The sequence below is a fragment of the Massilia sp. LXY-5 genome, from assembly GCF_059801075.1.
Map to the genome: position 1 here is coordinate 188,007 of NZ_JBNNEH010000005.1, position 21,018 is coordinate 209,024.

A 21,018-nucleotide genomic window follows, 5' to 3' on the forward strand; every position below is an offset into this window, starting at 1 on the left:
GCGCCGAGTGGCAGCGTGAGGACAAAACTGATGGAGTGCGGAGAAACGTACATCGTTGCAACCTTCCTGTAACTACTTTGAACACCGGCGGGGGCCGGAACGCGTGAGAATCAGGCGCGTAGTAGCAGCGCCGGCGCTAGCAGGCCGGTCAGCGGTAGAAGGTTCGACAGATGCAGTTGGGTAGTCATTGACTTGACTCTAAGCGGGATGCCGGCGCCCTGTCAAGCATAAATTTGTGCAGCGCAAAATGGCCGCATGCCTCAAGGCTGCTGCGGCTGGGTCAGGAAGATCCAGGCGACGGTAATGACGACGGTGCCGGTGGCCGTAATGCAGGTCCAGGTGAAGAACCAGGCCGACAGCAGGGTGGCCTGCAGCGCGCGTTCGACCAGGCAGCCGAGCGCGAAATCGAGGACGGTGAGGAAGGACCAGCGGCGCAGGTAGACCGGCAGGTATTTGCTCATGCGCCGGTTGTGCTGGGTCGCGGCATGGCGCTCGATCGGCGTGCGCGCGCCGCCGACGTCCTGGAACAGCCAGTCGAAAAAGATGAAGCGGTAGAGCAAGGTGCGAAAGCGCAGGTGCTCGCTGGTCATGCGCACTCCCTGGTGGGTGGTTCGCCTCAGTATGCCGCAAGCGGGGCAGGCGCCGGCGCGCGGATCGCACCTGGCATGCTCATCCTTGATATCATCGCTTCTTTCGGCGCCGCCCGCTCCGGCCGCGTCCACATCGTCAAGAGGAATGCATGAAGAAGACCCTGATCACGGCCGCGCTGCTGGCCGCCGGCCTGGCCAACGCCCAGGAAGTCGTCAAGATCGGCCACTCGGCCGCCGTGACCGGCCCGGTTGCGTATTTTGGCAAGGACACCGAGAACGGCGCCCGCATGGCGATCGAGGCCCTGAACGCGCGCGGCGTCAGCGTCGGCGGCAAGAAGGTGCGCTTCGAGCTGGTCGCCGAGGACGACGGCGGCGACCCGAAGCAGGCGACCAGCGTCGCCCAGAAACTGGTCGATGCCCGCGTCAACGGCGTGGTCGGCCATGAAACCTCGGGCACCACGATCCCGGCTTCCAAGATCTACCACCAGGCCGGCATCCCGCAGATTTCTCCCTCGAGCACCAGCCCGAAATACACCCAGCAGGGTTTCAATACCGCCTTCCGCGTCGTCGCCAACGACATCCAGCTCGGCCAGGCGCTGGGCCACTATGCGGTCAGGAACATGGGCGCAAAACGCGTGGCCGTGATCGACGACCGCACTGCCTACGGCCAGGGCCTGGCCGTCGAATTCGCCAAAGGCCTGCAGCAGCAGGGCGCCCAGGTGGTGGCGCGCGAATTCACGCACGACAAGGCAACCGATTTCAACGCCATCCTCACCAAGATCCGCGCCAGCAAGCCGGACCTGGTCTTCTTCGGCGGCATGAGCGCCGTGGCCGGCCCGATGTTGCGCCAGATGAAGCAGCTCGGCCTGAACGTCAAGATGATGGGCGGCGACGGCATCTGCTCGGACGAGATCCACAAGCTGTCCGGCGGCGCCATGCTTGATAACCAGGTCTTCTGCGCCGAAGCGGGCGGGGTCGATGCCGCCGGGCGCGCAGGCCTGGACAAATTCCGTGCCGACTACAAAAAGCGTTTCGGCATCGACGTCCAGATCAATGCGCCCTACGCCTACGACGCCGTGATGACGATGGCCGAGGCCATGACGAAGGCCGGCTCGACCGCGCCGGCCAGCTACCTGCCGGTGCTGGCGAAAATCCAGCACAAGGGCGTCACCGGCCCGATCGCCTTCGACGCGCGCGGCGATATCCGCGACGGCACCATCACCCTTTACACCTTCAAGGGCGGACGCCGTACGGTGCTGGCCGTGACCAAGTAACATTGCCCCGGCCAGCCAGGCCGTGAGCGATGGCAATCTTTCCGCTGTGGCGGCTTTGCAGCTTTTTGGCTCCGACGCCCACGGATGTGCCGAAAGTCGGGGCAAGGGCGCTACACTGGCGACTGCGCATGCCCGCCGTACAGGGCGCGCGCACCGGTCCCGCAGCACGACGCCGTACACGCCAGGGAGGACAGGCAGGATGAAGATACCGAAGCAGGCTGAGGCTGCCGATGCGGCGGCCGGCGCGCAGGCTGTCGGCCCCGACCAGCTGCAAAGCCTGTGGACGCTGGTCGACAATCTCGACGTCCTGTTCTACGTGAAGGACCTCGACGGCCGCTACCTGTTCGTCAACCAGGCGCTCGCCGCGGTGTTCGGCTCCGATCCGGCCAGCATCGTCGGCCGCACCGACGAGGGCTTCGTCGACGTCGCGGCCTCGGGCATCGCCGCGACCGACCGCCAGGCCCTGGGCAGCGAGAAGGTCGACACCGACGAAGTGGTCTGCCTCAAGAACGGCGACTGCCGCATCTTCCGCACCGTCAAGGTGCCGCTGTTCGATGCGCAGCGCCGCGTGACCGGCCTGTGCGGCATCTCGACCGACATCACCGAGCAGCGCCGCGCCATCGAAGAACTCGTCCAGCGCAACGAACTCCTGAACACCATCCTCGCGAATGTCGACGCGGCGATCTACCTGAAGGACCAGCAGGGGCGCTACCTGTACGCCAACGGCCCGGTGCTGGCCCTGTATGGGCGCGAGTTGAGCGACCTGATCGGCCGCACCGACCGCGAGCTGATGCCGCCCGAGATCGCCGCGCGCGTCGCCGAATACGACGCCGAGGTGTTCGCCGGCGAGGGCGGCGAGATGCGCGAGGAAACCATCATCGGCGCGGACGGCTGCAAGCACCATTTCAGGTCGCGCAAGGTGGCGCTGCGGCTGCCGGGCCAGCCGGTCTGCCTGATCGGCTTTTCGAGCGAGATCACCGAACTGCGCGGCCTGCGCACGCGGCTGGAGCAGGAACGCATCACCGATTCGCTGACCGGGCTGGCCAATCGCGTCATGTTCGAGTCGGCGCTCGAGGAACAGCTGGTGATGGCGGCGCTGCACGGCGCCCGGCTGGCCGTCGTCATCATCGACCTCGACGGGTTCAAGTACATCAACAATACCTTCGGACAGGGCATCGGCGACCAGCTGATCCAGCTGGTCGGCCAGCGCATCCAGCAGTGCAATGTCGCGCTGGGCAGCCTGGCGCGCCTGTCGGGCGACGAATTCGCCTTCACCCTGCCGCGCGCCGCCACCAGCGAGGAGGTGGCGCGCCAGCTCGACCAGGTCCGTGCCTTCCTGGCGCAACCCTATGCGGTGCTGCGCCAGCCGCTCCACCTTACCTTCAGCGCCGGCATCGCCATTTCGAGCGACGGCAAATACGGCGCGGCGGAGCTGCTCGGGCGCGCCGAGGCGGCCATGTACTCGGCCAAGGACAACGGACGCGACCAGTACCGCTTCTATTCGCCCGAGCTGGGTTCCACTGTCGCACGGCGCGTCGAACTCGAGCGCGACCTGCGGGCGGCCGTCGGCAGCACCGAGTTCGCGCTGTTCTACCAGCCGAAGATGCGGCGCGACGGCAGCATCGCCGGCTTCGAAGCGCTGATCCGCTGGAACCGCCCGGGCGTCGGCATGGTCGCGCCGGATAACTTCATTCCGCTGGCCGAGCAGCTGGGTTTGCTGTTGCACCTGGGGCGCTGGGTGATCGAGCAGGCCTGCCGCCAGATCGCAGCCTGGCGCGACGCCGGCCTCGGGACGATTCCGATCGCGGTCAACCTCTCGACCAGCCAGCTGACCAGCGCCGCGCTGCCGGACTACGTGTTCGACCTGATGCGCGAGCACCGCATCGAAGCCGGATGCCTGGAAATGGAACTGACCGAATCGATGATGATGTCCGACCCCGATCTTGCGATCGCCATCCTGCATCGCCTGCGCGGCGGCGGCGTGGCGCTCTCGATCGACGATTTCGGGACCGGCTTTTCCTCGATGTCCTACCTGCGACAGCTGCCGGTGAACTACCTGAAGCTGGACCGCTCCTTCGTGCAGAACTGCGCGGTCGACCCGAAGGACGCCGACCTCTGCGCTGGCATCATGGCCCTGGCCCACAAGCTCGACATGCACGTGGTGGCCGAGGGCGTGGAGACGGCGGAGCAGCACCGGACCCTGACCGACTGCGATTGCGACCTGTTCCAGGGCTTTTTGTTCAGCCGGCCGATGTCGGCCCGGGCGGCGACGGAATTCCTGCAGGGCCGGGACTGAGGCGCGGCTTCAGCCGCGGTCGAGGATCCTGTTGAGGAAGTCGACCGCCTCGACGGCGCCCATTCTGGCCGCCGCCTCGCGGATCGGGATGCCGGCCGCATCGGACAGATGCGGGTCGGCGCCGCGTTCGATCAGCATGCGCATCATCTCGACCCGGTTGAACATGGCCGCGATCATCAGGGCCGTCTTGCCGTTCGGACCGGCGGCATCGACCTGCGCGCCGCGTTCGAGCAGCAGCGCGACCACGGCGGCGTCGCCCTTGAAGGCGGCCCCGGCGAGCGGGGTCTGGCCGGCATCGTTCAGCAGTTCCGGGTCGGCGCCATGTTCGAGCAGGACGCGCGCCGTTTCCAGGTGGCCGTGGTAGCAGGCCAGCATCAACAGGCTGTCGCCCCGCTCGTTGCGCAGGTTCGGCGGCAGGCCCTGGCCGAGCAGCGCACCTAGTTCTTCTGTTTGGCCAGTTCGCGCGAACTGAAAAACGCGCCTGGCGAATTCAAGGGTTTCTTCGTCCATCTGGCTCCTTTCGATCTCGTGTTGCTCTCAGCGTAACGTAGGGTGGGCACCGCCCACGCGTTCGTGCTCATGCGTGGGCATACCGCCCCCGACAGCCGTCAGCATCGGATACGGATTGATCGCCCCCGCCGCCCCATAAATCCCATAATGCAAATGCGGCGGCGTCCCCGCCGCATTCCCCGTGGTCCCCACATACCCGAGAACGGTCCCGGCCCGCACCCGCTGCCCGTTCTCGATGTCCGCATAGCGGTCCAGGTGCGCATAATAATGCCGCTGCCCGCCCGGCCCCAGTACCCAGACGACTTGCCCGCCCAGCCGGTTGGTGCCCACGCGCAGCACGACGCCTTCGGTGCTGGACGTCACCGCCGTGCCGCGCCTGGCGAAGATGTCGATCCCCTCATGCTTGCGCCCCTCGCTGCGAGCCCCATGCCAGGTATCGCGCAGGCCGCGCGGCGCAATGCCGCGCACCGGCACCGGCAAAGCGGCCGGCGGCGCCATCGCGGCCAGCCGCATCGCATACAGCATGTTCTTCAGCCAGGGGCCGAGCAGCGCGAAGCCGCCCAGCAGAAGAAAAAGGAGCAGGGCGCTGCGCAACAGGTTTCGCATCGGGTCTCCTCGGCGCGGTTTGGCAAGATGGCGGGCGCGACGACGCGAACGCCGGGCCGGGAGCGGGGCGTTCGCCGATGTCGATGGCGCCGCAAACGGGCGCCGTGAGATGGGATATGGTCGCGGCTTATTGCTCCTTGCCCATCACGTCCTGGTCCAGGCTGTGGCCGAGGCCGCCTTGGGCGCTCTGGCCTTTCTGTCCGCTCTGCTGGCTGCCGCCGCCTTGGCTCCCCTTGTTGCCCTGGCTGCCCTGTCGTTGCTGGCTGGCGTTCGAGCGGGCGCCCCTGCCGAGGGCAGGCGTGGTGTCGCCGTCGTCCAGGTCGGCCGACTGGCGGTTGCCCGCACGGTTGCCGCTGTCGCCGGCCGAAGGCATGCCGATGCCGCCGTCGCGGGTGCCGGTATTCAGGTTGCCGGTGGTGCCGGTGATGCCCGCACTGCTCGTACCCACGCCCGTCAGTTCGTCGTAGTTGCGGCCTTTCGTGCCCCTGCCTTTGTTCTCTGCCATTGCTGCCTCCTACTGTGGGTGATCGGTTCCCCGATGGTAACGCCAGCCTGAGGACGGACAATAGGCGCATGGGAGAGAGCCTTGTAGGAGCAGTCGCACGCGGTCTCATCCGTACTATTCCGTCGGCAATCAGCTCAAGCATTGGTCCAGGCTTTACTCGACCACCGACCCGTTGCATACTGCTTGCTCTTGTGTCTACATTCCTCGAGGGGACAGTCGATGTCGTACATGTTGCTGATACACGAGGCCGTCGGCCAGCGCGCCACGCGCACCGAGGCCGAAGGGCGCGCAGTCTATGAGCGCATGCTGCGCTTCGGCGACGCGCTGCGCGAGGAGGGCGTCCTGCTGGGCGCGCAGTCGCTGGCGCCCCTGAGTCGCGCCACCCGGGTGCGTGTGGAAGGCGGCAAGGCCAGCGCCGTCGACGGCCCCTTTGCCGAGGCCAAGGAAATGATCGGCGGCTTTTACCTGGTCGACGTGGCCACCCATGCCGAAGCCGTGGCGCTGGCGGCGCGCTGCCCGGCTGCCGAATGGGCGACGGTCGAAGTGCGGGCGCTGGCGCCCTGTTACGAAAGCTGAGATTTTTTTCGCACGGCGTGTCGATTCGCGGTGCGCCCGTTCGTCGTGTCAATGGAAACGGATACAGCGCGGCAGGGGCCGTGCGCCGGCCATCACACCGACAGGAGAACAGCATGCGTTACATGATCATCGTCAAGGCCACCCCCGAGTCCGAAGCCGGCGTCATGCCCGGCGAAGAACTGCTGGGCGCCATGGCCGACTTCCACGGCGAACTGGCCCGCGCCGGCGTCCTGCTCGACGCCAACGGCCTGCATCCGAGCAGCCGCGGCTGGCGCATCCGCTACCGGGGCAAGGAGCGCAGCGTGATCGACGGCCCGTTCACGGAATCGAAGGAAATGATCGCGGGCTATTCCATGATCAGCGTGCGCACGCCCGAGGAAGCTTTGGCGTGGGCGCGCCGCTTCCCGAACCCGCGCGGCGAGGGGCTGGACGCCGAGATCGAGGTGCGCCGGGTGTTCGAGCTCGACGACTTCCCGCAGACCGGAACCCTGGAGCGGTTCCGCGAACTCGAAAACGGCCAGCCTCCGCCGCAAGCCTGAAGGAACACCGATGTTGACTTTATTCCTGCTCGCCGCCGCCGTGCTGGCGATTGCCCTGCTGGCCGCCAGCCGCAGGCCCGACGCCTTTCGCGTCGAGCGGCGCATCCACATCGAAGCGCCCGTTGCGCAGGTCGAACCGCTGGTCGGCGACATGCGCCGCTTCATGACCTGGAATCCGTTTGCGAAGGACAAGCCGCTGGCGCTGGATTTCAGCGGTCCCGCCGGCGGGACGGGCGCCACCTGCGACTTCGCCGGTTCCGGCGCGGCCGGCCGCGGCAGGCTGGAAGTGATCGACTCCCGGCCCGGCAAGATCACGATGCGCCTGACGATGGCCGCCCCGGTCCGCTGCGAAAACACCATCGAATTCCTGCTGGTGCCCGGCGCGGCGGGAACCGACGTCAGCTGGGCCATGCATGGACGCAGCCCCCTCATCGCCAAATTCATGGGCCTGCTGTTCGATACCGACAACATGGTCGGGCGCGAGCTCGAAAGCGGACTGGCGGACCTCAAGGCCCTGGCCGAGGCGGCCGGCGCCATCAAAGCGGCCTGATGCCGCGAAACGGAAAGGACACGGTATGCACAAGCAAATCTTCGTCAACCTGCCGGTCAAGGACCTGGCGCGCAGCCGCGCCTTCTTCTCCAGCCTCGGTTTCGATTTCAATCCCCAGTTCAGCAACGACGACGGGGCCTGCATGATCATCGGCGAGAACATCTACGCGATGCTGCTGGTCGAGCGCTTCTTCCAGGGTTTCACCAGCAAGCCGATCGCCGACGCCAGGGTGAGCACCGAGGTGCTGACCTGCCTGTCCTGCGAGAGCAGGGAGGAGGTCGACGCACTGGTCGCGAAAGCCGTCGCAGCCGGCGGGCGCGTGCCCAACCCGAAGCAGGACCATGGCTTCATGTACGGCCACGGCTTCGAGGACCTGGACGGGCACGTATGGGAACTGTCGTGGATGGACATGAACGCCTTGCCGCCGCGACCTTGATGAGAGGAGCCGTCGACGCGGCGATCGCCGCCGTCTGGCGCATCGAGTCGGCAAAGATCGTCGCCGGCGTGGCGCGCCTGGTGCGCGACATCGGCCTGGCCGAAGAGCTGGCCGGCGACGCGCTGGTGGCCGCGCTCGAGCACTGGCCGGAGGCAGGCATTCCGGACAATCCGGGCGCCTGGCTGATGCGCACGGCGAAGAACGCCGCGCTCGACCACCTGCGGCGCGACAAGTCTTACCGGGAAAAATGCGCCCAGATCGGCCACGACCTGGAAGCGATGGAGGCCCATATTGTGCCGGATTTTGTCGACGATCTCGACGCTGCGCGGGACGCAGCTGACAACGGCCTTGTCCACGACGACCTGCTGCGGCTGATGTTCACCGCCTGCCATCCGGTGCTGTCGACCGAAGCGCGGGTCGCGCTGACGCTCAAGCTGCTGGGCGGCCTCTCCACCCACGAGATCGCGCGCGCCTTCCTGGTGCCCGAACCGACGATTGCCCAGCGGATCGTGCGTGCCAAGCGCAGCCTCGGCCAGGCGCGCGTTCCCTTCGAATTGCCGCCGCCGGCCGAGCTGGCCGAACGGCTCGCATCGGTGCTGGAGGTGGTCTACCTGGTCTTCAACGAAGGCTACACCGCCACCAGCGGCAGCGACTGGATGCGCCCCGCGCTGCAGGACGAAGCCCTGCGCCTGGGGCGCATGCTGGCCGAACTTGCGCCGCGCGAACCGGAGGCCCAGGGACTGGTCGCCCTGATGGAGCTGCAGGCCTCGCGCGCCGCCGCCCGGGTCGACCGCGAAGGCCGGCCGGTGCTGCTGCTGGAACAGGACCGCCTGCGCTGGGACGGCATCCTGATCCGGCGCGGCCTGGCCGCGCTGGCCCGCGCCGAGCTGCTGGGGCCGCCCGGCCCGTACACGCTGCAAGCCGCGATCGCCGCCTGCCACGCGCGGGCGCGCACGGCGGCGGAGACCGACTGGAAGCGCATTGCCGCGCTGTACGGTGAGCTGGCGCGCGTCAACCCCTCACCGGTGGTCGAGCTGAACCGGGCGGTCGCGGTCGGCATGGCCGAGGGGCCGGCGGCCGGGCTGGCGCTGGTGGACGAACTGGCAGGGCAAGGCAGGCTGGCGCGCTACCAGTGGCTGCCGGCGGTGCGCGGGGATTTGCTGGAGAAGCTGGGACGAGGTGCGGAGGCGAGTGCCGAGTTCACGCGGGCCGCGCAGATGGCGACGAATGCGCGGGAAAAGGCGCTGCTGGAGGAGCGGGCGCGGACGAATGCCGGCACGTAGGGTGGGCATGCCCACGCGGACATATGCGTCTCGTCTGCGCATCCTTCCGCGTGGGCGCCCGTCAAACCCGTCGTTACAAATCAATGCCCGTGCTGCTTCTCGTACTCGTCCGCTTCGGCCTTGTTCGCATGCACGATGCCGTCCGGGTGCTCGGGCGGGGTGTACAGCGTGTACAGGCGCATCGGTTCGGTCTTCGAGGTGTTGATGACGTTGTGCTCGGTCCCGGCCGGAATCACGACGGCCACGCCGTCTTCCAGCTTGTGCTCTTCGCCGTCCAGGATGGCGACGCCTTCGCCGGCTTCGACGCGGATGAACTGGTCATGGCCTTCGTGGTGCTCCATGCCGATTTCCTCGCCCGCCTGCAGGGTCATGATCACCAGCTGGCTGCGCTTCGTCGTGTACAGGACCTCGCGGAAGTTGTTGCCCGCAAGCGTTTTTTGTTCGATGTTGATGCTATAGCCCGACATGTTCTCTCCCATTCAAGTTCGGCGCCGCTCGCATCGGGCGCCAGGTGACTTGATTGTATAGCACGTGCGCGCGGGCTGCCGGAGACGGTTCAGCGCCTCCTTCAGCGTCTCCAGCCGCGCTCGCGCGCCGCGCGCTCGGCGGCGGCGTTCATCGTCGTTCCCGCAATGCGCTCGTCGATGGCGTCGAGCACCGCCTCCGGCGCCGTGCTGGCCGCCTGCCGGTAGGCGCCGCCGCTCGCCGCCTTGTCGCTCAGGACGGGTATGCGCCAGGTCTCGCCCTCGCGGCAGGCCAGGCCGGCGCTGGCGCCCACGCTGAAGCTGCGGCAATAGCCGCCGTCGCGGGTGGCGAAGCTGACGCCGATGCGCACCGGGCTGTTCGGCGCCGGATCGCTCGCCAGCTGGCGCGAGAGGGCGCCGGCCAGCTGGCCGCGCGCCACCAGGCGTCCGCCGCCGTCGGCACCGACGAAGCCGCCGCCGTCGTCCTTGAACCACAGGCTGCCGGCCAGCACGCCCAGCACCAGGGTCGCGGCCAGCGCGCCCCAGCGCGGCCAGACCGGCTGGCGGACGGGCGCCGCCGCGGGCGCGGGCGTGGCTGCGGCGCGGGTGCGGGCGTTGCGCGCGGCGTCGAGGGACAGCACCTTGCTGGCGGCAGCCGCGTCGAGGCGCGCCGGCACCGGTTCCTCCAGCACGCCGGCAAAGGCATCGAAGACCCGCGCGCGCAAGGCGCGGTGGCGTTCGACGATGGCGGCCAGCTCTGGATCCGCGCGCACGGCGGCGTCGACCTGGCTGCGCTGCGGTTCGGCCAGCTCGCCGTCGGCATAGGCCATCAGGATATCGTCGGAAAATGTCATGTCAGGGCTCTTTCATCGGACAACAGCTTTTGTAATGCCTCGCGGGCACGCGCCAGGCGGCTGGTGAGGGTGCCCATCGGAATATCGAGGACGGCCGCGGCTTCCTTGTAGGGCAGGCCGTCGACCAGCACCAGCGCGACCACGATCCGGTGTTCCTCGCTCAAGAGGCTCATCGCCTTCTGCACGGCCATGCGCTGTACCTGGGCTTCGGCGCCGTCGTGCCCGACGTGTTCGCCTTCTTCCTCGGGGGCGAAGACGGCATCGCGCCGGACCCGGCTGCGCACCTCGTCGATCCAGGCATTGCGGATGATGCGGAACAGCCAGCTGTCGAGCCGGGTGCCGTCGGTATATTGTTCACTGCGGCCGAGCGCGCGCTCCATCGCGACCTGGACCAGGTCGTCGGCGTCCTCCCGGTGGAAGGTGATGGAACGCGCGAAGCGTCGCATCCGGGGCAGCAGGGCGGCAAGTTCGTTGGCAAGCATGGGGCGATTGGGGTTCACATGAATAAAACGTTGGCGGCATGGATTTTATTCCATCTGACCATCGTTTTATATTTCATGACGCCAACCATCCCTTATGATCGCGACCATGAGACTCTTTTCTTCCTTCGCAAAAGGCCTGGCCTGGGCGCTGCTGCTGTGCTCGACCGGCGCCGCCCATGCCCAGTTGCGCCTGCCCGGTTTGCACCTGCCCCAGCCCCTTGGCGGGCTGGACAGTCTGGCGCGTCCGGCCGAACGCCTGCTCGAGCGCAGCGTGCCGGGCGACCTGCGCGGCTTGCGCCTCGATGCCGTCGAGACGCTGCTGCGGCGCCACCGCACCGAGCTGGAAGCCGATCCGCGCGGCGAGCCGGTGGTGCGGGGCGAGATCCTGGCCACGTCGCCGGCCGCCGCGGCCCTGGAGGCGGCGGCGGGCCTCGAATTTGCGGTGCTGCGCGCGGACCGCTTCGAGGAACTGGGCGAGTCGCTGGTGGTCCTGCGCGTGCCGCCGAACCTGTCGACGCAGGAGGCGCTGGCACGGCTGCGGGCGCTCGACCCGGCCGGTTCCTACGATTTCAACCATGTATATACGGGCAGCTCGGCCTTGCCGCTCGGTGGCGGGGGCGGGGCCGAAGCGGCGCGCGGCGGGACTGCGGCGGGCGCCGTCGGCCTGGTCGACAGCGGCGTCGACCTCGGTCACCCGGTGTTCGAGGGTGCCGCCGTCGAATCCTTCGGCTGCGACGGCAAACCGCATCCGGCGCCGCACGGCACGGCGGTCGCGGCCCTGATGGTCGGACGCGCCGAACGCTTCGCGGGCGCCGCGCCCGGCACCCGGCTGTTCGCGGCCGACATCTATTGCGACAGCCCGACCGGCGGTTCGGCCGACAAGATCGCCGGCGCCCTCGGCTGGATGGCACGCGCGCGCGTCGGCGTGGTCAACATCAGCCTGGTCGGGCCGCCGAACGCGCTCCTGGAGCGGGTGGTGGCCGCGATGGTCGCGCGCGGACACCTGCTGGTGGCGGCCGTCGGCAACGACGGGCCGGCTGCGCCGCCCCTGTATCCGGCCAGCTATCCCGGCGTGGTCGGCGTGACCGGCGTCGACCGCCAGGGCCGTCCGCTGCCCGAAGCCGCGCGCGGCCCGCAGGTGATGTTCGCCGCGCCCGGCAGCCAGATGGTCAGCGCCGCGCCCGGAACGCCGCCTTACCGGCAGGTGCGCGGCACCTCGTTCGCCGCCCCGATCGTCGCCGCCTTGCTGTCGAAAGCGCTGCCGCAGCCGGACCGTGCCGCCGCTGCCCGGGCCGTGTCGACGCTGGCTGCGCAGGCCGTACGGGAGAACGATGCACCGGCGGACGCGCTCGGGCGTGGCGTGGTGGGCGCCGCCTTGCGCGTCGACCCGAACCGGTTTCGCTAAAAATTTAAAAATATTTTTTGGATGGATGGAATAAACGGCCGAGTCCGCTCGTTTTCCTGATAACGGCGCGCAATCGAGCGCCTCTAACAGGAGAAACCACCATGCAAACCAAAAATATCGTCCGCCAGCTCGCCATCGTTTTCGCCCTGTCCGCCGCCGCGTCGGCGCAGGCCCAGTTGCTCGGCGGAGGAGGCGGCCTCGGCGGCTCGGTCGGCGGCATGATCGGCGGCGGCCTCGGCGGCGGCATGCGCCCGATGGCGCCGATGCAGGACATGCGCCGCGTCGAGCGGGCCGCTCCGGTCGAACGCAGTGTTTCCGGCCGCGGCGCGGCAGGCGGCGAGGGCAGCGCCCGCGCTGCGGCACTCCCGGGCGTGGGAGGCTTGCCGCTCGCTTCGCGCGGCGCGGCTGACGCCACGGGCAGCGGAAACGGCAGCCTGGCCGGCAGCGGCGCGCAAGCCGGGCGCGATGTGCAGGCCGGCGGCAACGGTACGGGCGGCCTGACGGGCGGGCTGGCCACGGGCCTGGGCGGCGGGCAAGGCGCCGCCAGTGCAAGCGGTAACGGCGAGGCCGGCGTGGCCGGCAGCGTCCGGCGCGGCGCGGCCGACCTGGGCGGCGGTACGACGGCCGGCGGCACATCGGCGGGCGCTGGCGGCACGGCCGCTCCGGCGTACCCGATGGCCGGCGGCGCCAACGGCAGCGCCTCGACCGGAGGCGGCGCAAGCGCATCGGCCGGCATCGCGCCGGGCGCAACGCTGGGCGGCGCCCGTGAACTGGCCGGCAGCGCCGCCGGCGGCGCACGTTCGGCAGCGTCGCCGGTTGCAGGGGCTGCGCGCAGCCAGGTCGCCAGCACCCGCGACTATGCCGCCGGTACGGCCGCCAACGCCCGCGGCGCGGCGCAAGCGGCCGGCAGCGCCGCCGGCGGCAGCGCGCGCGGAATCGCGAACAAGGCTGCGTCGACCCAAATGCCGGTGTCGGGTTCCGTGAACGGCTCGGTGGGTGGCTCCGCTTCGGGCAGCGCCAACGGCAGCGGCAAGGCCGGCGGCAACTAACTCCCCGCCTGTAGTAAGGCAGGGTGGGCATTCATGCTCACGCGGTGCTACGTAGCAGCGAGATCGCCGTGCACGATCACGAAGCCCGTACGTATCACCGCGTGGGCGGAGCACGGTGAAACCGTGGGCGAGGCCATTGGCCTCGCCCACCCCGACGAAAAAGGCGCACCGCCGCCGGCCGGCGGTGCGCCTTTATGCCGAATGAACATGTCCTTATAGGAATTCAGTCCTTCATCCGGTCATTCACATGGCGTATACTCTCGGGTTCGTCTATTCATGCCCCTTGGAGTCTCATGGCCACCCGCCGCACACTACTTGCCTGCGCGATCGCGCTTTCCGCCCAGCTCGCCCTTGCCGGCGGCGCCCATGCCGACCAGCTGGCCGACATCAGGAAGAAGGGCGAGATCGTCTTCGGCGTGCTCGGCACCGACGAGCCGAACAGTTTCATCGACCCGAAAACGCGTGAACTGGTCGGCTACGAGGTGGACCTGGCCAAGGCCGTGGCAAAGAAGATCGGCGTCAAGCCGGTCTTCAGGCAGATGTCGGTCGCGGCCCGCATTCCCGAGCTGCAGCAGGGCCACGTCGACGTGCTGGCGGCCACGCTCACCCACAACAAGGAACGCGAATCCCAGGTCGATTTCGCGCTGACCCACTTCGTGACCGGCTCCAAGGTCATGGTGCGCGCCGCCGGCGGCGTCACCGCCTTGCCCCAGCTGGCCGGCAAGAAGGTCGTCACCGTCCGCGGCGGTACCCAGGAAACGAACATCCGCGCCGCCGTCCCGACCGCGACCATCGTCACCTTCGAAAACACCCAGCAAGCCTTCCAGGCCCTGCAGCAGGGCAAGGGCATCGCATATGTCAACGACGAGTCCTCGCTGCTGGCGGACTACGGCAAACTCGGTCCCGGCGCGAAGAATTTCACGATCCTGCCGAACAGCATCGGCGTCGAGTCGATTGCGCTCGGCCTGCGCAAGGGCGAGAAGAGCCTGAAGGCGGTCGTCGACGCGACCCTGCGCGAACTCGAGACCAGCGGCGCGGCCAATGCCCTGTTCAACAAGTGGTACGGCCCGGGCACGCGCCCGAACATGACCAAGCGCACGTTTTCGATCCACACCGACAAGATCTGAGTTTTTGTTTTGACGTTTTTCGATGCAAGCCTGCTCCGGTCCGGCGAATACCACGACTGGCTGGTGCAGGGTTTTACCACTTCGCTCCAGCTCCTCGCCGCCAGCTTCGTGATCGCCTTGCCCCTGGGCGTGGCGATCGCGCTGATGCGCACTTCGCACGGCCGCGCCCTGCGCGGCCTCGGCGCCACCCTGGTCGAGGGCATCCGCAACGTGCCGCTGCTGGCGCACCTGCTGTTCTGGTACTTCGCCTTTCCCGAGCTGCTGCCGGAACCCGTGAAACTCGCGCTCTACGACAGCAATCCCGAATTCATCTGCGCCGTGATCGCGCTGTCCCTGTACGCGGGCGTGCACATGGCCGAGGATATCCGCAGCGGCATCCGCGCCGTCCCGGGCGCCCAGATGGAAGCGGCGCGCTCGCTCGGCCTGGGCCGCCTCGCCAGTCTGCGCCTCGTGCTGCTGCCGCAGGCCATCCGCATCGCCGTGCCGCCGCTGCTGTCGCAGACCGTCAACCTGTGGAAGGACACCAGCGTCGCCACCGTCATCGGCGCGGCCGAGATGATGTACCAGGCCGCGCGCGTCGAGACGGCGACCTTCCGCAGCGTCGAAGCGTTTACGTTCGCGACCCTGGCCTACCTGACGGTCTCGCTGGCGATTTCGCTGGCCGCGCAGCTGTATGCGCGCCGTTTCCCGGTGCGGACCTGAGGCCGGCATGATTGAACTGATCCACGACTACTGGCTGTACTTCCTCGTCGGCCAATACCCGAACGGACCGCTCGGCGGCCTGACGCTGACCATCCTGTTATCAAGCGCCGCCCTGGTGCTGGCAATGCCGCTCGGGCTCCTGCTCGGCGTCGCACGCGTCAGTCCCTGGCGCGCGGTGCGCTGGCCGACCGCGGTGCTGGTGCAGATCGTGCGCGCGGTGCCGCTGCTGCTGGTGGTGTTCTGGGCCTACTTCTTCCTGCCGGCCGTGACCGGCGTGAAGACGGGCCAGGCGACCACGATGCTGATGACCCTCGTGCTGTTCGACGCCGTCTATCTCGCCGAAATCGTCGCCGCCGGCATCCGCTCGCTGCCGAAAGGGCAGCTCGAAGGTGCGCGTTCGCTCGGCCTCTCCTACGGCCAGGCGCTGCGGCTGGTGATCCTGCCGCAGGCGCTGCGCCATGTCCTGCCGTCGCTGGTGAGCCAGCTGGTGGCGACCATCAAGGCCACCTCGCTCGGCTATATCATCGGCCTGTCCGAAGTCTCCTTCATCGCCACCCAGGTCAACACCCTGGTGTTCACCAGGGCGGTCGAGGTCTACATCGTGCTGGCCCTGACCTATTTCATGTTGTGCTTCGGCCTCTCGCGCCTGGCCTTCCTGCTCGAGCGCCGCATGAACCGGCGCCCGGTATCTGCTTTCGCAACAAAGGTGACACCATGATCGTCCTCGACCAGGTCAACAAGTGGTACGGCCAGTATCACGCACTCGCCGACGTCTCCGAGCGCGTCGCGAAGAACGAAGTCGTGGTTGTCTGCGGCCCCTCGGGTTCCGGCAAGTCGACCCTGATCCGCACCCTGAACCGGCTCGAGGAAATCGACGGCGGCAGCATCGCCATCGACGGGCGCGACATCCATGCGCGCGGCCTCGACGTGAACGCGCTGCGCGCCGGGATCGGCTTCGTGTTCCAGCACTTTAATCTGTTCCCGCACCTGACAGCGCTCGAGAACTGCATGCTGGCGCCGGTGAACCTGAAGCGCGCGACGAAAACCGAGGCGCGCGCCTATGCCCTGGAGCTGCTCGACGGCGTCGGCCTCGCGCACAAGGCCGACGCCTTTCCGCACGAACTGTCCGGCGGCCAGCAGCAGCGCGTGGCGATCGCCCGCGCGCTGGCGATGCGCCCGCCGATCATGCTGTTCGACGAGCCGACCAGCGCGCTCGACCCGGAAATGGTGGGCGAAGTGCTGGGCGTGATGCGCAAGCTGGCGGGCGAGGGCATGACCATGGTCTGCGTCACCCACGAGATGGGATTCGCGCGCGACGTGGCCGACCGCATCTGGTTCATGAGCGAAGGCCGCATCCTCGAAAAAGCCAGGCCTGAAGACTTCTTCACCCATCCCGCGCATCCACGCGCGCAGCAGTTCCTGGCCGACCGCAGCGGCCGCTGATCAGACCTTGTTGACCTTGCTGGCGGCCTTTCTGGTCGCCAGCGCTTCCATGTCCAGCTCGATCCAGGTCGGCACGTGGTCGCTGGGCTTGTCGCGTCCGCGAATCTCGTGGTCGGTGCCGGCTGCGCGCAGGGCAGGCGCCAGCGAAGGGCTGAGCAGCAGGTGGTCGATGCGCAGGCCCGCGTTGCGGCCGTAGGCATTCCGGAAGTAGTCGTAGAAGGTGTAGATGACCTCGTCCGGGTGCATGGCGCGTAGCGAATCGGTCCAGCCCTGGTTCACGAGGCGATGGAAGGCCTCGCGCGACTCGGGCCGGAACAGGGCGTCGGTCAGCCAGCGCTCCGGCTTATAGACGTCGAGCTCGGTCGGCATGACGTTGTAGTCGCCGGCGATCACCACCGGCGCGCCGGTCTCGAGCAGTTGTTGGGCGCGCGTGATCAGGCGCTCGAACCAGGCCAGCTTGTAGTCGAATTTCGGCCCCGGCGCCGGGTTCCCGTTCGGAAGGTAGAGGCAGGCGACGACCAGGTCGCCGATGACGGCTTCCAGATAGCGGCTCTGTTCGTCGCTGTCGTCGCCCGGCAGGCCGCGCGTGACTTCGACCGGATCGGTTCCGCGCGCGAGGACGGCGACGCCGTTCCAGCTTTTCTGTCCCTGCCAGATCGCCCCGTAGCCGGCGGCATTGATCTCGGCCAGTGGGAAGCGCTCCTGCGGCGCCTTCAGTTCCTGCAAACAGGCCACGTCCGGCTTCTTTTCCTCGAGCCATTCGAGCAGGGCCGGGAGGCGGCTGCCGATGCCATTGATGTTGAAGGTGGCGACGCGCATGTTTTCTCCATGTTGTTGATAGCGATGTTGTAACTCAGCCGGGCTGGAGCAGGCGCACGACAGGCTGTCAACGTTTCCAAAAAGACATGTATCTTGAGAACCACAGACACTGCTGAGCGTGCGCGGTTTTTTTTGCAAAATATATATGATTGAATCTTACTTACTTAACTCCGGAGAAACACATGTTCACTTCCATCCTGCGCACCATCGCCCGTCCAGCCGCCGTTACTCTTTTGCTGGCGGCGTCGGCCACTGCGTCCGCAGGGAGCTGGGTCGTCAAGCCGATCACGATCGAAGGCGCGCTGGTCGAGGCTGTGGGTCCGGCCGATCGCTGCCTGTCGAAATTCGGCGGCACCATCAGCGGTCATGGCACTAGCGACCTCATGGGCGGCAAGGTCGTGTTCATCGCAACCGACTGCATCACCCCGGTCGGACCGCTGTTCAACTTCAGCAACGGCAAATTCGTCGTGATGACGACCTCGGGTGACCAGATCTTCGCCAACTACAGCGGCCAGTTCGTGCCGACCGGCGAAGGCGCGAAATACGTGTTCTCCGGCGCGAGCTTCCAGGTCACCGGTGGCACCGGCAAATTTGCCAAGGTGACCGGCGGCGGCACCCTGACCGGCGGCGAAGACATGATCACCGGCACCGGCAACATCAAGCTGGAAGGCAAGGTCCTGTACTTCCAGAACTGATCCGCCAGGCACGGACGGAAGCGGCGCCAGCGATGGCGCCGCTTTTATTTTGGCGCTGTTCGCGTTAAGTGTGGAATCTTCTTGAACGGCTAAGGTCCAACCTGGACTTCACCCCTGAGACCGCCGCCTGCGCGGCCGGCTGCAGCCGTTTCGCGGGGTTGACAGCCGTTACCTCGGCAACTATCTCGGCTGGCGCTGGGCGCTCGACGGCGCCCGCGTCAAGACGCCGGAGGCTTTGCTGCGAGCGGCAATCGGCATATTCCACACTTAACGCGAACAGCGCCTTTTATTTTGTCCTGTGCGCCGGTGGTTTTCGCACGCTGGCATCCTGTGACGTCTCGATACCAACCAACAGGAGCACAGCATGTCGACATACGACGACAAGAACAACGCGAAAGGCCGGTCCTGGGACCAGATCACGAAGAACGGCACCGGCAGCGCCGCCAGCGTGGGCGTGGGCGGCACCGGCGACAGCGGCAAGCTCACCGGCGACGGCAGCCGCCAGTCGGCGGGGCGCACCGACGACCTGCTCGACGACGGCTCGTCGCAGGAGGAAACCAAGGGTTTTTCGAGCAGCGGCGGCAAGGTCGATACCGGCCTGGAAGGCATGGGCAAGCAGGGCGGCTCCCAGGGGAATCGCCAGTCGGGAGAGCTGGGCAAGACGGGCGACAGCGAGCCGCGCAAGCGCTAGCGCTTCGCCCGCAGCGTGATCCGGACGATCTCGCCCGGCTGCCACAGGCGCATCCGCGGCCCCCAGCTGCCGGCGCCGCGGCTGATTACCAGCTGCATGCCGTGCGCCGCGTGCTGCCCGACCACGTGCGGAAAGCGCCGCTGCACGAGGTAGTTGAACGGCCAGATCTGGCCGCCATGCGTATGCCCCGAGAGCATGAGGCCGACGCCGCGCGCGGCCGCCATGTCGATGACCGGCGCGGCCGGCGTGTGCGAGAGCAGGATGGTCGCCTCGTTCGTGGACGCCGGCAGCACGCGCTCGAGAGCGGTGGTGAGGGACGCGCCGCCGTGCATTGCGCGGCCGACGTCCTCGATCCCGGCCAGCACCAGGCCGGGCGCCAGCTCGACCCGGGCATTGCGCAGCCAGCGCACGCCGCCGGCTTCGAACTCGGCCACCGTGGTCTCGGCGTCGCCGTAGAACTCGTGGTTGCCGGTCACGGCCCAGACCCCGCGCGGGGCCTGCACACCGCGCAGGATGGCCGCCAGGCGCGGGTCGCCGATCGGGTTGTCCTCGACCTGGTCGCCCACCATCAGCACGGCCGCCGGGTGCAGGGCATTGATCTGGGCGACCCGTTCTTCCATCCAGGCGGCGCGGCGCTGGGCGCCCAGGTGCAGGTCGGTGACCATCACCAGCACGGTACCGTCCAGCGCGGGCGGCAGGTTTTTCATGGCCACCTCGTACTCGACCACGACCGGCGCGCGCACACCCTGGTAGACGGCGAAGGCGCCGAGCAGCACGCCGGCGATGGCCGCGATGCCCAACAGGCGCGGCGCGCGCGCACGCCACCATAAGCCAAAGCCGGTCGAGAAGTCCGCCACCAGCAGGCACAGCGTCATCACCAGCATGATCCCGAGCCAGTTCAGCGCGAACTGCTCCGGCCACCAGCGCCAGTCGGTCGCGTCGTCGCCCATGTGCACGCCGGCCAGGTAGACGAGCCAGACGAGCAGGGCGCCGGGCCACCAGCCGCGCGCAGGCACGCGTGCACGGATCCCCTCGATCCGGTACAGGCGGTGGGCCACGTAGAAGTGGAACAGGGTACCGACGATGTTCAGTACGACTGAAAACATGGAGGGCCTAGTCCGCCACCGCTCCTTGCGCCACGTCCTGCAGGGCCAGGCGTGCCAGCGCCCGGATGCCCTCGTAGGATTTGGCCGCAGCGATGAAGCGTCCGTTATGGCAGAAGCTTGCATCCGGCACGCCGGTCACCCGGGCGAGATCGGCGTCGCGCAGGCCGGCCCAGGCTTCGGGCAGGTCGGCGCGCGCATCGAAACTGTCGGCGCTGACCGGCACCGTGTGGATCATGTAGCGCTGTTCTGCGATGCTGTGGCTGATGACGAACAGGACTTTCGGCATCTCCTTGCGCACCACGGCGGTCCAGGGCAGGGCGCCGTTGTTCAGGAAGAGCAGCCTGCCGCCTTCGAGCACCTCGGCGCCGCGCACCTGTTCCAGCGCCAGCAGGGCGCCGACCCGGTACTTGACCGAGTTGACCATGATGTCGGTGAGCAGGGCCATCGCTTTCCGGAACTGGCTCAGGCGGTAGGCGTCAGCCGCTTCGCCGTAGCCGAGGCGCTGCTCGTCCATCCAGTTCGGATTGAAGCCGGAGACCACGGCCGACAGGCCATAGCCGCCGGGCGCGTTCCTGGCCGCGCCCACGTCCGACAAATCCAGGTACTGGACGACGTCGGCATCGATCGCGTAGGCCATCTGCTGGCAGGCATCCGCGCTCAGCGTCTGGCCCGTGTGTTCGAGGGCCAGCGCCGCGACGCAGCGGGCGCCGTATTCGCGCCAGACCAGGCCGGCGCTGGCGTAGGGCACGCCGGTCGGGCGCGCGGTGTCGAAACCTTTCTGGTGGTGGTCGAAGCGGCCGCTGGCCGGGTCGTGGATGCCGCCGACGTCGATCGCGAAGTCGGCCGCCTCGATCGTGGCCGTGTCGCGCGTGCGCACCAGTTGACTGTCCGGGAACAGGATGAAGAGGACGGCGCATGCCCATGCATCGTCCGCGTGAAACTTGCCGCTATGCGTTACCACTACCATACCTGCTCCGATCTGAAATCAGCGAACTGGCCGCGGGCTTGAAACGCCC

At 67.9% G+C, this 21,018-nt stretch carries 25 protein-coding genes and 1 pseudogene; 16 read left to right on the plus strand and 10 right to left on the minus strand.

Features of this window, described 5'->3' with window-relative positions:
- Positions 1-260 precede the first annotated feature (260 nt).
- A complete protein-coding gene (locus ACI48I_RS15895; RefSeq protein WP_193685711.1) occupies positions 261-590 on the minus strand; it encodes a hypothetical protein in 330 nt (109 codons plus the stop codon).
- A 149-nt stretch (positions 591-739) separates the two neighbouring features.
- Here ACI48I_RS15895 and ACI48I_RS15900 point away from each other — a divergent pair, with 149 nt between their 5' ends.
- Positions 740-1,864 carry a branched-chain amino acid ABC transporter substrate-binding protein gene (locus ACI48I_RS15900; protein ID WP_498574738.1) on the plus strand — a complete coding sequence of 375 codons (1,125 nt, stop codon included), beginning with the start codon at positions 740-742 and terminating at the stop codon, positions 1,862-1,864.
- A gap of 199 nt (positions 1,865-2,063) precedes the next feature.
- Complete coding sequence (locus tag ACI48I_RS15905; RefSeq protein WP_498574739.1) at positions 2,064-4,160, plus strand: putative bifunctional diguanylate cyclase/phosphodiesterase; 2,097 nt, start codon at positions 2,064-2,066, stop codon at positions 4,158-4,160.
- Positions 4,161-4,169: 9 nt separating this feature from the next.
- On the opposite strand, the gene ACI48I_RS15910 is transcribed toward ACI48I_RS15905, so the two are convergent.
- From ACI48I_RS15910 to ACI48I_RS15920, 3 genes are all read right to left on the minus strand, one after another.
- Positions 4,170-4,670 carry an ankyrin repeat domain-containing protein gene (locus ACI48I_RS15910; RefSeq protein WP_498574740.1) on the minus strand — a complete coding sequence of 167 codons (501 nt, stop codon included), beginning with the start codon at positions 4,668-4,670 and terminating at the stop codon, positions 4,170-4,172.
- Positions 4,671-4,697: 27 nt separating this feature from the next.
- Positions 4,698-5,276, minus strand: coding sequence for a M23 family metallopeptidase (locus ACI48I_RS15915; RefSeq protein ID WP_498574741.1), 579 nt, complete (start codon positions 5,274-5,276; stop codon positions 4,698-4,700).
- A 127-nt stretch (positions 5,277-5,403) separates the two neighbouring features.
- Entirely contained in the window at positions 5,404-5,781 is a 378-nt protein-coding gene (locus tag ACI48I_RS15920) for a hypothetical protein (RefSeq protein ID WP_498574742.1), read from the minus strand.
- A gap of 219 nt (positions 5,782-6,000) precedes the next feature.
- On the opposite strand from ACI48I_RS15920, the gene ACI48I_RS15925 reads away from it, so the two are divergent.
- From ACI48I_RS15925 to ACI48I_RS15945, 5 genes are all read left to right on the plus strand, one after another.
- On the plus strand, positions 6,001-6,357 hold the full coding sequence (locus tag ACI48I_RS15925; protein ID WP_498574743.1) for a YciI family protein: 357 nt from the start codon (positions 6,001-6,003) through the stop codon (positions 6,355-6,357).
- A gap of 113 nt (positions 6,358-6,470) precedes the next feature.
- Positions 6,471-6,896 carry a YciI family protein gene (locus ACI48I_RS15930; protein WP_498574744.1) on the plus strand — a complete coding sequence of 142 codons (426 nt, stop codon included), beginning with the start codon at positions 6,471-6,473 and terminating at the stop codon, positions 6,894-6,896.
- Between the two features lie 10 nt (positions 6,897-6,906).
- Entirely contained in the window at positions 6,907-7,446 is a 540-nt protein-coding gene (locus ACI48I_RS15935) for an SRPBCC family protein (protein WP_498574745.1), read from the plus strand.
- A 25-nt stretch (positions 7,447-7,471) separates the two neighbouring features.
- Complete coding sequence (locus ACI48I_RS15940; RefSeq protein WP_498574746.1) at positions 7,472-7,882, plus strand: VOC family protein; 411 nt, start codon at positions 7,472-7,474, stop codon at positions 7,880-7,882.
- On the plus strand, positions 7,882-9,165 hold the full coding sequence (locus ACI48I_RS15945) for an RNA polymerase sigma factor (protein ID WP_498574747.1): 1,284 nt from the start codon (positions 7,882-7,884) through the stop codon (positions 9,163-9,165). Before ACI48I_RS15940 ends, ACI48I_RS15945 begins: the two co-directional genes overlap by 1 nt.
- Before the next feature lie 80 nt (positions 9,166-9,245).
- Here the strand turns inward: ACI48I_RS15945 and ACI48I_RS15950 are convergent, their stop codons facing one another.
- From ACI48I_RS15950 to ACI48I_RS15960, 3 genes are all read right to left on the minus strand, one after another.
- Positions 9,246-9,632: a cupin domain-containing protein gene (locus tag ACI48I_RS15950; RefSeq protein ID WP_193685722.1), complete on the minus strand. Its 387-nt coding sequence runs from the start codon at positions 9,630-9,632 to the stop codon at positions 9,246-9,248.
- A gap of 101 nt (positions 9,633-9,733) precedes the next feature.
- Positions 9,734-10,483, minus strand: a complete 750-nt coding sequence (locus tag ACI48I_RS15955; protein ID WP_193685723.1) for an anti-sigma factor family protein — start codon at positions 10,481-10,483, stop codon at positions 9,734-9,736.
- The gene (locus tag ACI48I_RS15960) at positions 10,480-10,965 is read right to left on the minus strand and encodes an RNA polymerase sigma factor (RefSeq protein WP_193685724.1); all 486 of its coding nucleotides are present in this window, start codon (positions 10,963-10,965) and stop codon (positions 10,480-10,482) included. The genes ACI48I_RS15955 and ACI48I_RS15960 overlap by 4 nt, the downstream gene beginning before the upstream one ends.
- Positions 10,966-11,071: 106 nt before the next feature.
- On the opposite strand from ACI48I_RS15960, the gene ACI48I_RS15965 reads away from it, so the two are divergent.
- The 6 genes from ACI48I_RS15965 (at position 11,072) to ACI48I_RS15990 (ending at position 16,691) form a co-directional block, all read left to right on the plus strand.
- Positions 11,072-12,370 carry a S8 family serine peptidase gene (locus ACI48I_RS15965; RefSeq protein ID WP_498574748.1) on the plus strand — a complete coding sequence of 433 codons (1,299 nt, stop codon included), beginning with the start codon at positions 11,072-11,074 and terminating at the stop codon, positions 12,368-12,370.
- Positions 12,371-12,471: 101 nt separating this feature from the next.
- Positions 12,472-13,419 (plus strand): hypothetical protein, encoded by a 948-nt coding sequence (locus ACI48I_RS15970; RefSeq protein WP_498574749.1) that lies wholly within the window; start codon positions 12,472-12,474, stop codon positions 13,417-13,419.
- Positions 13,420-13,712: 293 nt separating this feature from the next.
- Positions 13,713-14,546, plus strand: a complete 834-nt coding sequence (locus ACI48I_RS15975; RefSeq protein ID WP_193685727.1) for an ABC transporter substrate-binding protein — start codon at positions 13,713-13,715, stop codon at positions 14,544-14,546.
- Between the two features lie 9 nt (positions 14,547-14,555).
- The gene (locus tag ACI48I_RS15980) at positions 14,556-15,248 is read left to right on the plus strand and encodes an amino acid ABC transporter permease (protein WP_193685728.1); all 693 of its coding nucleotides are present in this window, start codon (positions 14,556-14,558) and stop codon (positions 15,246-15,248) included.
- Between the two features lie 7 nt (positions 15,249-15,255).
- Complete coding sequence (locus ACI48I_RS15985; RefSeq protein ID WP_193685729.1) at positions 15,256-15,966, plus strand: amino acid ABC transporter permease; 711 nt, start codon at positions 15,256-15,258, stop codon at positions 15,964-15,966.
- A complete protein-coding gene (locus ACI48I_RS15990; protein ID WP_498574750.1) occupies positions 15,963-16,691 on the plus strand; it encodes an amino acid ABC transporter ATP-binding protein in 729 nt (242 codons plus the stop codon). Before ACI48I_RS15985 ends, ACI48I_RS15990 begins: the two co-directional genes overlap by 4 nt.
- Here the strand turns inward: ACI48I_RS15990 and xth are convergent, their stop codons facing one another.
- Complete coding sequence (gene xth / locus ACI48I_RS15995) at positions 16,692-17,510, minus strand: exodeoxyribonuclease III (RefSeq protein WP_498574751.1); 819 nt, start codon at positions 17,508-17,510, stop codon at positions 16,692-16,694. It abuts the gene before it with no gap.
- Between the two features lie 182 nt (positions 17,511-17,692).
- Between xth and ACI48I_RS16000 the strand changes: the two genes are divergently transcribed.
- The 3 genes and pseudogenes from ACI48I_RS16000 (at position 17,693) to ACI48I_RS16010 (ending at position 18,896) form a co-directional block, all read left to right on the plus strand.
- Complete coding sequence (locus ACI48I_RS16000) at positions 17,693-18,205, plus strand: hypothetical protein (RefSeq protein ID WP_227496450.1); 513 nt, start codon at positions 17,693-17,695, stop codon at positions 18,203-18,205.
- 124 nt (positions 18,206-18,329) lie between these two features.
- Positions 18,330-18,476, plus strand: a pseudogene (locus ACI48I_RS16005) (IS1595 family transposase); the annotation flags it as partial.
- Positions 18,477-18,569: 93 nt separating this feature from the next.
- Positions 18,570-18,896, plus strand: a complete 327-nt coding sequence (locus ACI48I_RS16010) for a hypothetical protein (protein WP_498574752.1) — start codon at positions 18,570-18,572, stop codon at positions 18,894-18,896.
- Here the strand turns inward: ACI48I_RS16010 and ACI48I_RS16015 are convergent.
- Together ACI48I_RS16015 and ACI48I_RS16020 are read right to left on the minus strand one after the other, a co-directional pair.
- Entirely contained in the window at positions 18,893-20,002 is a 1,110-nt protein-coding gene (locus ACI48I_RS16015) for a metallophosphoesterase (RefSeq protein ID WP_498574753.1), read from the minus strand. The two genes, ACI48I_RS16010 and ACI48I_RS16015, sit on opposite strands and share 4 nt — an antisense overlap.
- Before the next feature lie 7 nt (positions 20,003-20,009).
- Positions 20,010-20,969 carry an MYG1 family protein gene (locus ACI48I_RS16020; protein WP_193685734.1) on the minus strand — a complete coding sequence of 320 codons (960 nt, stop codon included), beginning with the start codon at positions 20,967-20,969 and terminating at the stop codon, positions 20,010-20,012.
- Positions 20,970-21,018 lie beyond the last annotated feature (49 nt).

Coding starts and splice junctions, on each gene's coding strand:
- ACI48I_RS15905 (WP_498574739.1), top strand. CDS start 2,064: ATGAAGATACCGAAGCAGGCTGAGGCTGCCGATGCGGCGGCCGGCGCG.
- ACI48I_RS15925 (WP_498574743.1), top strand. CDS start 6,001: ATGTCGTACATGTTGCTGATACACGAGGCCGTCGGCCAGCGCGCCACG.
- ACI48I_RS15910 (WP_498574740.1), bottom strand. CDS start 4,670: ATGGACGAAGAAACCCTTGAATTCGCCAGGCGCGTTTTTCAGTTCGCG.
- ACI48I_RS15935 (WP_498574745.1), top strand. CDS start 6,907: ATGTTGACTTTATTCCTGCTCGCCGCCGCCGTGCTGGCGATTGCCCTG.
- ACI48I_RS15945 (WP_498574747.1), top strand. CDS start 7,882: ATGAGAGGAGCCGTCGACGCGGCGATCGCCGCCGTCTGGCGCATCGAG.
- ACI48I_RS15955 (WP_193685723.1), bottom strand. CDS start 10,483: ATGACATTTTCCGACGATATCCTGATGGCCTATGCCGACGGCGAGCTG.
- ACI48I_RS16020 (WP_193685734.1), bottom strand. CDS start 20,969: ATGGTAGTGGTAACGCATAGCGGCAAGTTTCACGCGGACGATGCATGG.
- ACI48I_RS15915 (WP_498574741.1), bottom strand. CDS start 5,276: ATGCGAAACCTGTTGCGCAGCGCCCTGCTCCTTTTTCTTCTGCTGGGC.
- ACI48I_RS15960 (WP_193685724.1), bottom strand. CDS start 10,965: ATGCTTGCCAACGAACTTGCCGCCCTGCTGCCCCGGATGCGACGCTTC.
- ACI48I_RS15985 (WP_193685729.1), top strand. CDS start 15,256: ATGATTGAACTGATCCACGACTACTGGCTGTACTTCCTCGTCGGCCAA.
- ACI48I_RS15930 (WP_498574744.1), top strand. CDS start 6,471: ATGCGTTACATGATCATCGTCAAGGCCACCCCCGAGTCCGAAGCCGGC.
- ACI48I_RS16015 (WP_498574753.1), bottom strand. CDS start 20,002: ATGTTTTCAGTCGTACTGAACATCGTCGGTACCCTGTTCCACTTCTAC.
- ACI48I_RS16010 (WP_498574752.1), top strand. CDS start 18,570: ATGTCGACATACGACGACAAGAACAACGCGAAAGGCCGGTCCTGGGAC.
- ACI48I_RS15990 (WP_498574750.1), top strand. CDS start 15,963: ATGATCGTCCTCGACCAGGTCAACAAGTGGTACGGCCAGTATCACGCA.
- ACI48I_RS15975 (WP_193685727.1), top strand. CDS start 13,713: ATGGCCACCCGCCGCACACTACTTGCCTGCGCGATCGCGCTTTCCGCC.
- xth (WP_498574751.1), bottom strand. CDS start 17,510: ATGCGCGTCGCCACCTTCAACATCAATGGCATCGGCAGCCGCCTCCCG.
- ACI48I_RS15965 (WP_498574748.1), top strand. CDS start 11,072: ATGAGACTCTTTTCTTCCTTCGCAAAAGGCCTGGCCTGGGCGCTGCTG.
- ACI48I_RS16000 (WP_227496450.1), top strand. CDS start 17,693: ATGTTCACTTCCATCCTGCGCACCATCGCCCGTCCAGCCGCCGTTACT.
- ACI48I_RS15920 (WP_498574742.1), bottom strand. CDS start 5,781: ATGGCAGAGAACAAAGGCAGGGGCACGAAAGGCCGCAACTACGACGAA.
- ACI48I_RS15950 (WP_193685722.1), bottom strand. CDS start 9,632: ATGTCGGGCTATAGCATCAACATCGAACAAAAAACGCTTGCGGGCAAC.
- ACI48I_RS15940 (WP_498574746.1), top strand. CDS start 7,472: ATGCACAAGCAAATCTTCGTCAACCTGCCGGTCAAGGACCTGGCGCGC.
- ACI48I_RS15900 (WP_498574738.1), top strand. CDS start 740: ATGAAGAAGACCCTGATCACGGCCGCGCTGCTGGCCGCCGGCCTGGCC.
- ACI48I_RS15970 (WP_498574749.1), top strand. CDS start 12,472: ATGCAAACCAAAAATATCGTCCGCCAGCTCGCCATCGTTTTCGCCCTG.
- ACI48I_RS15895 (WP_193685711.1), bottom strand. CDS start 590: ATGACCAGCGAGCACCTGCGCTTTCGCACCTTGCTCTACCGCTTCATC.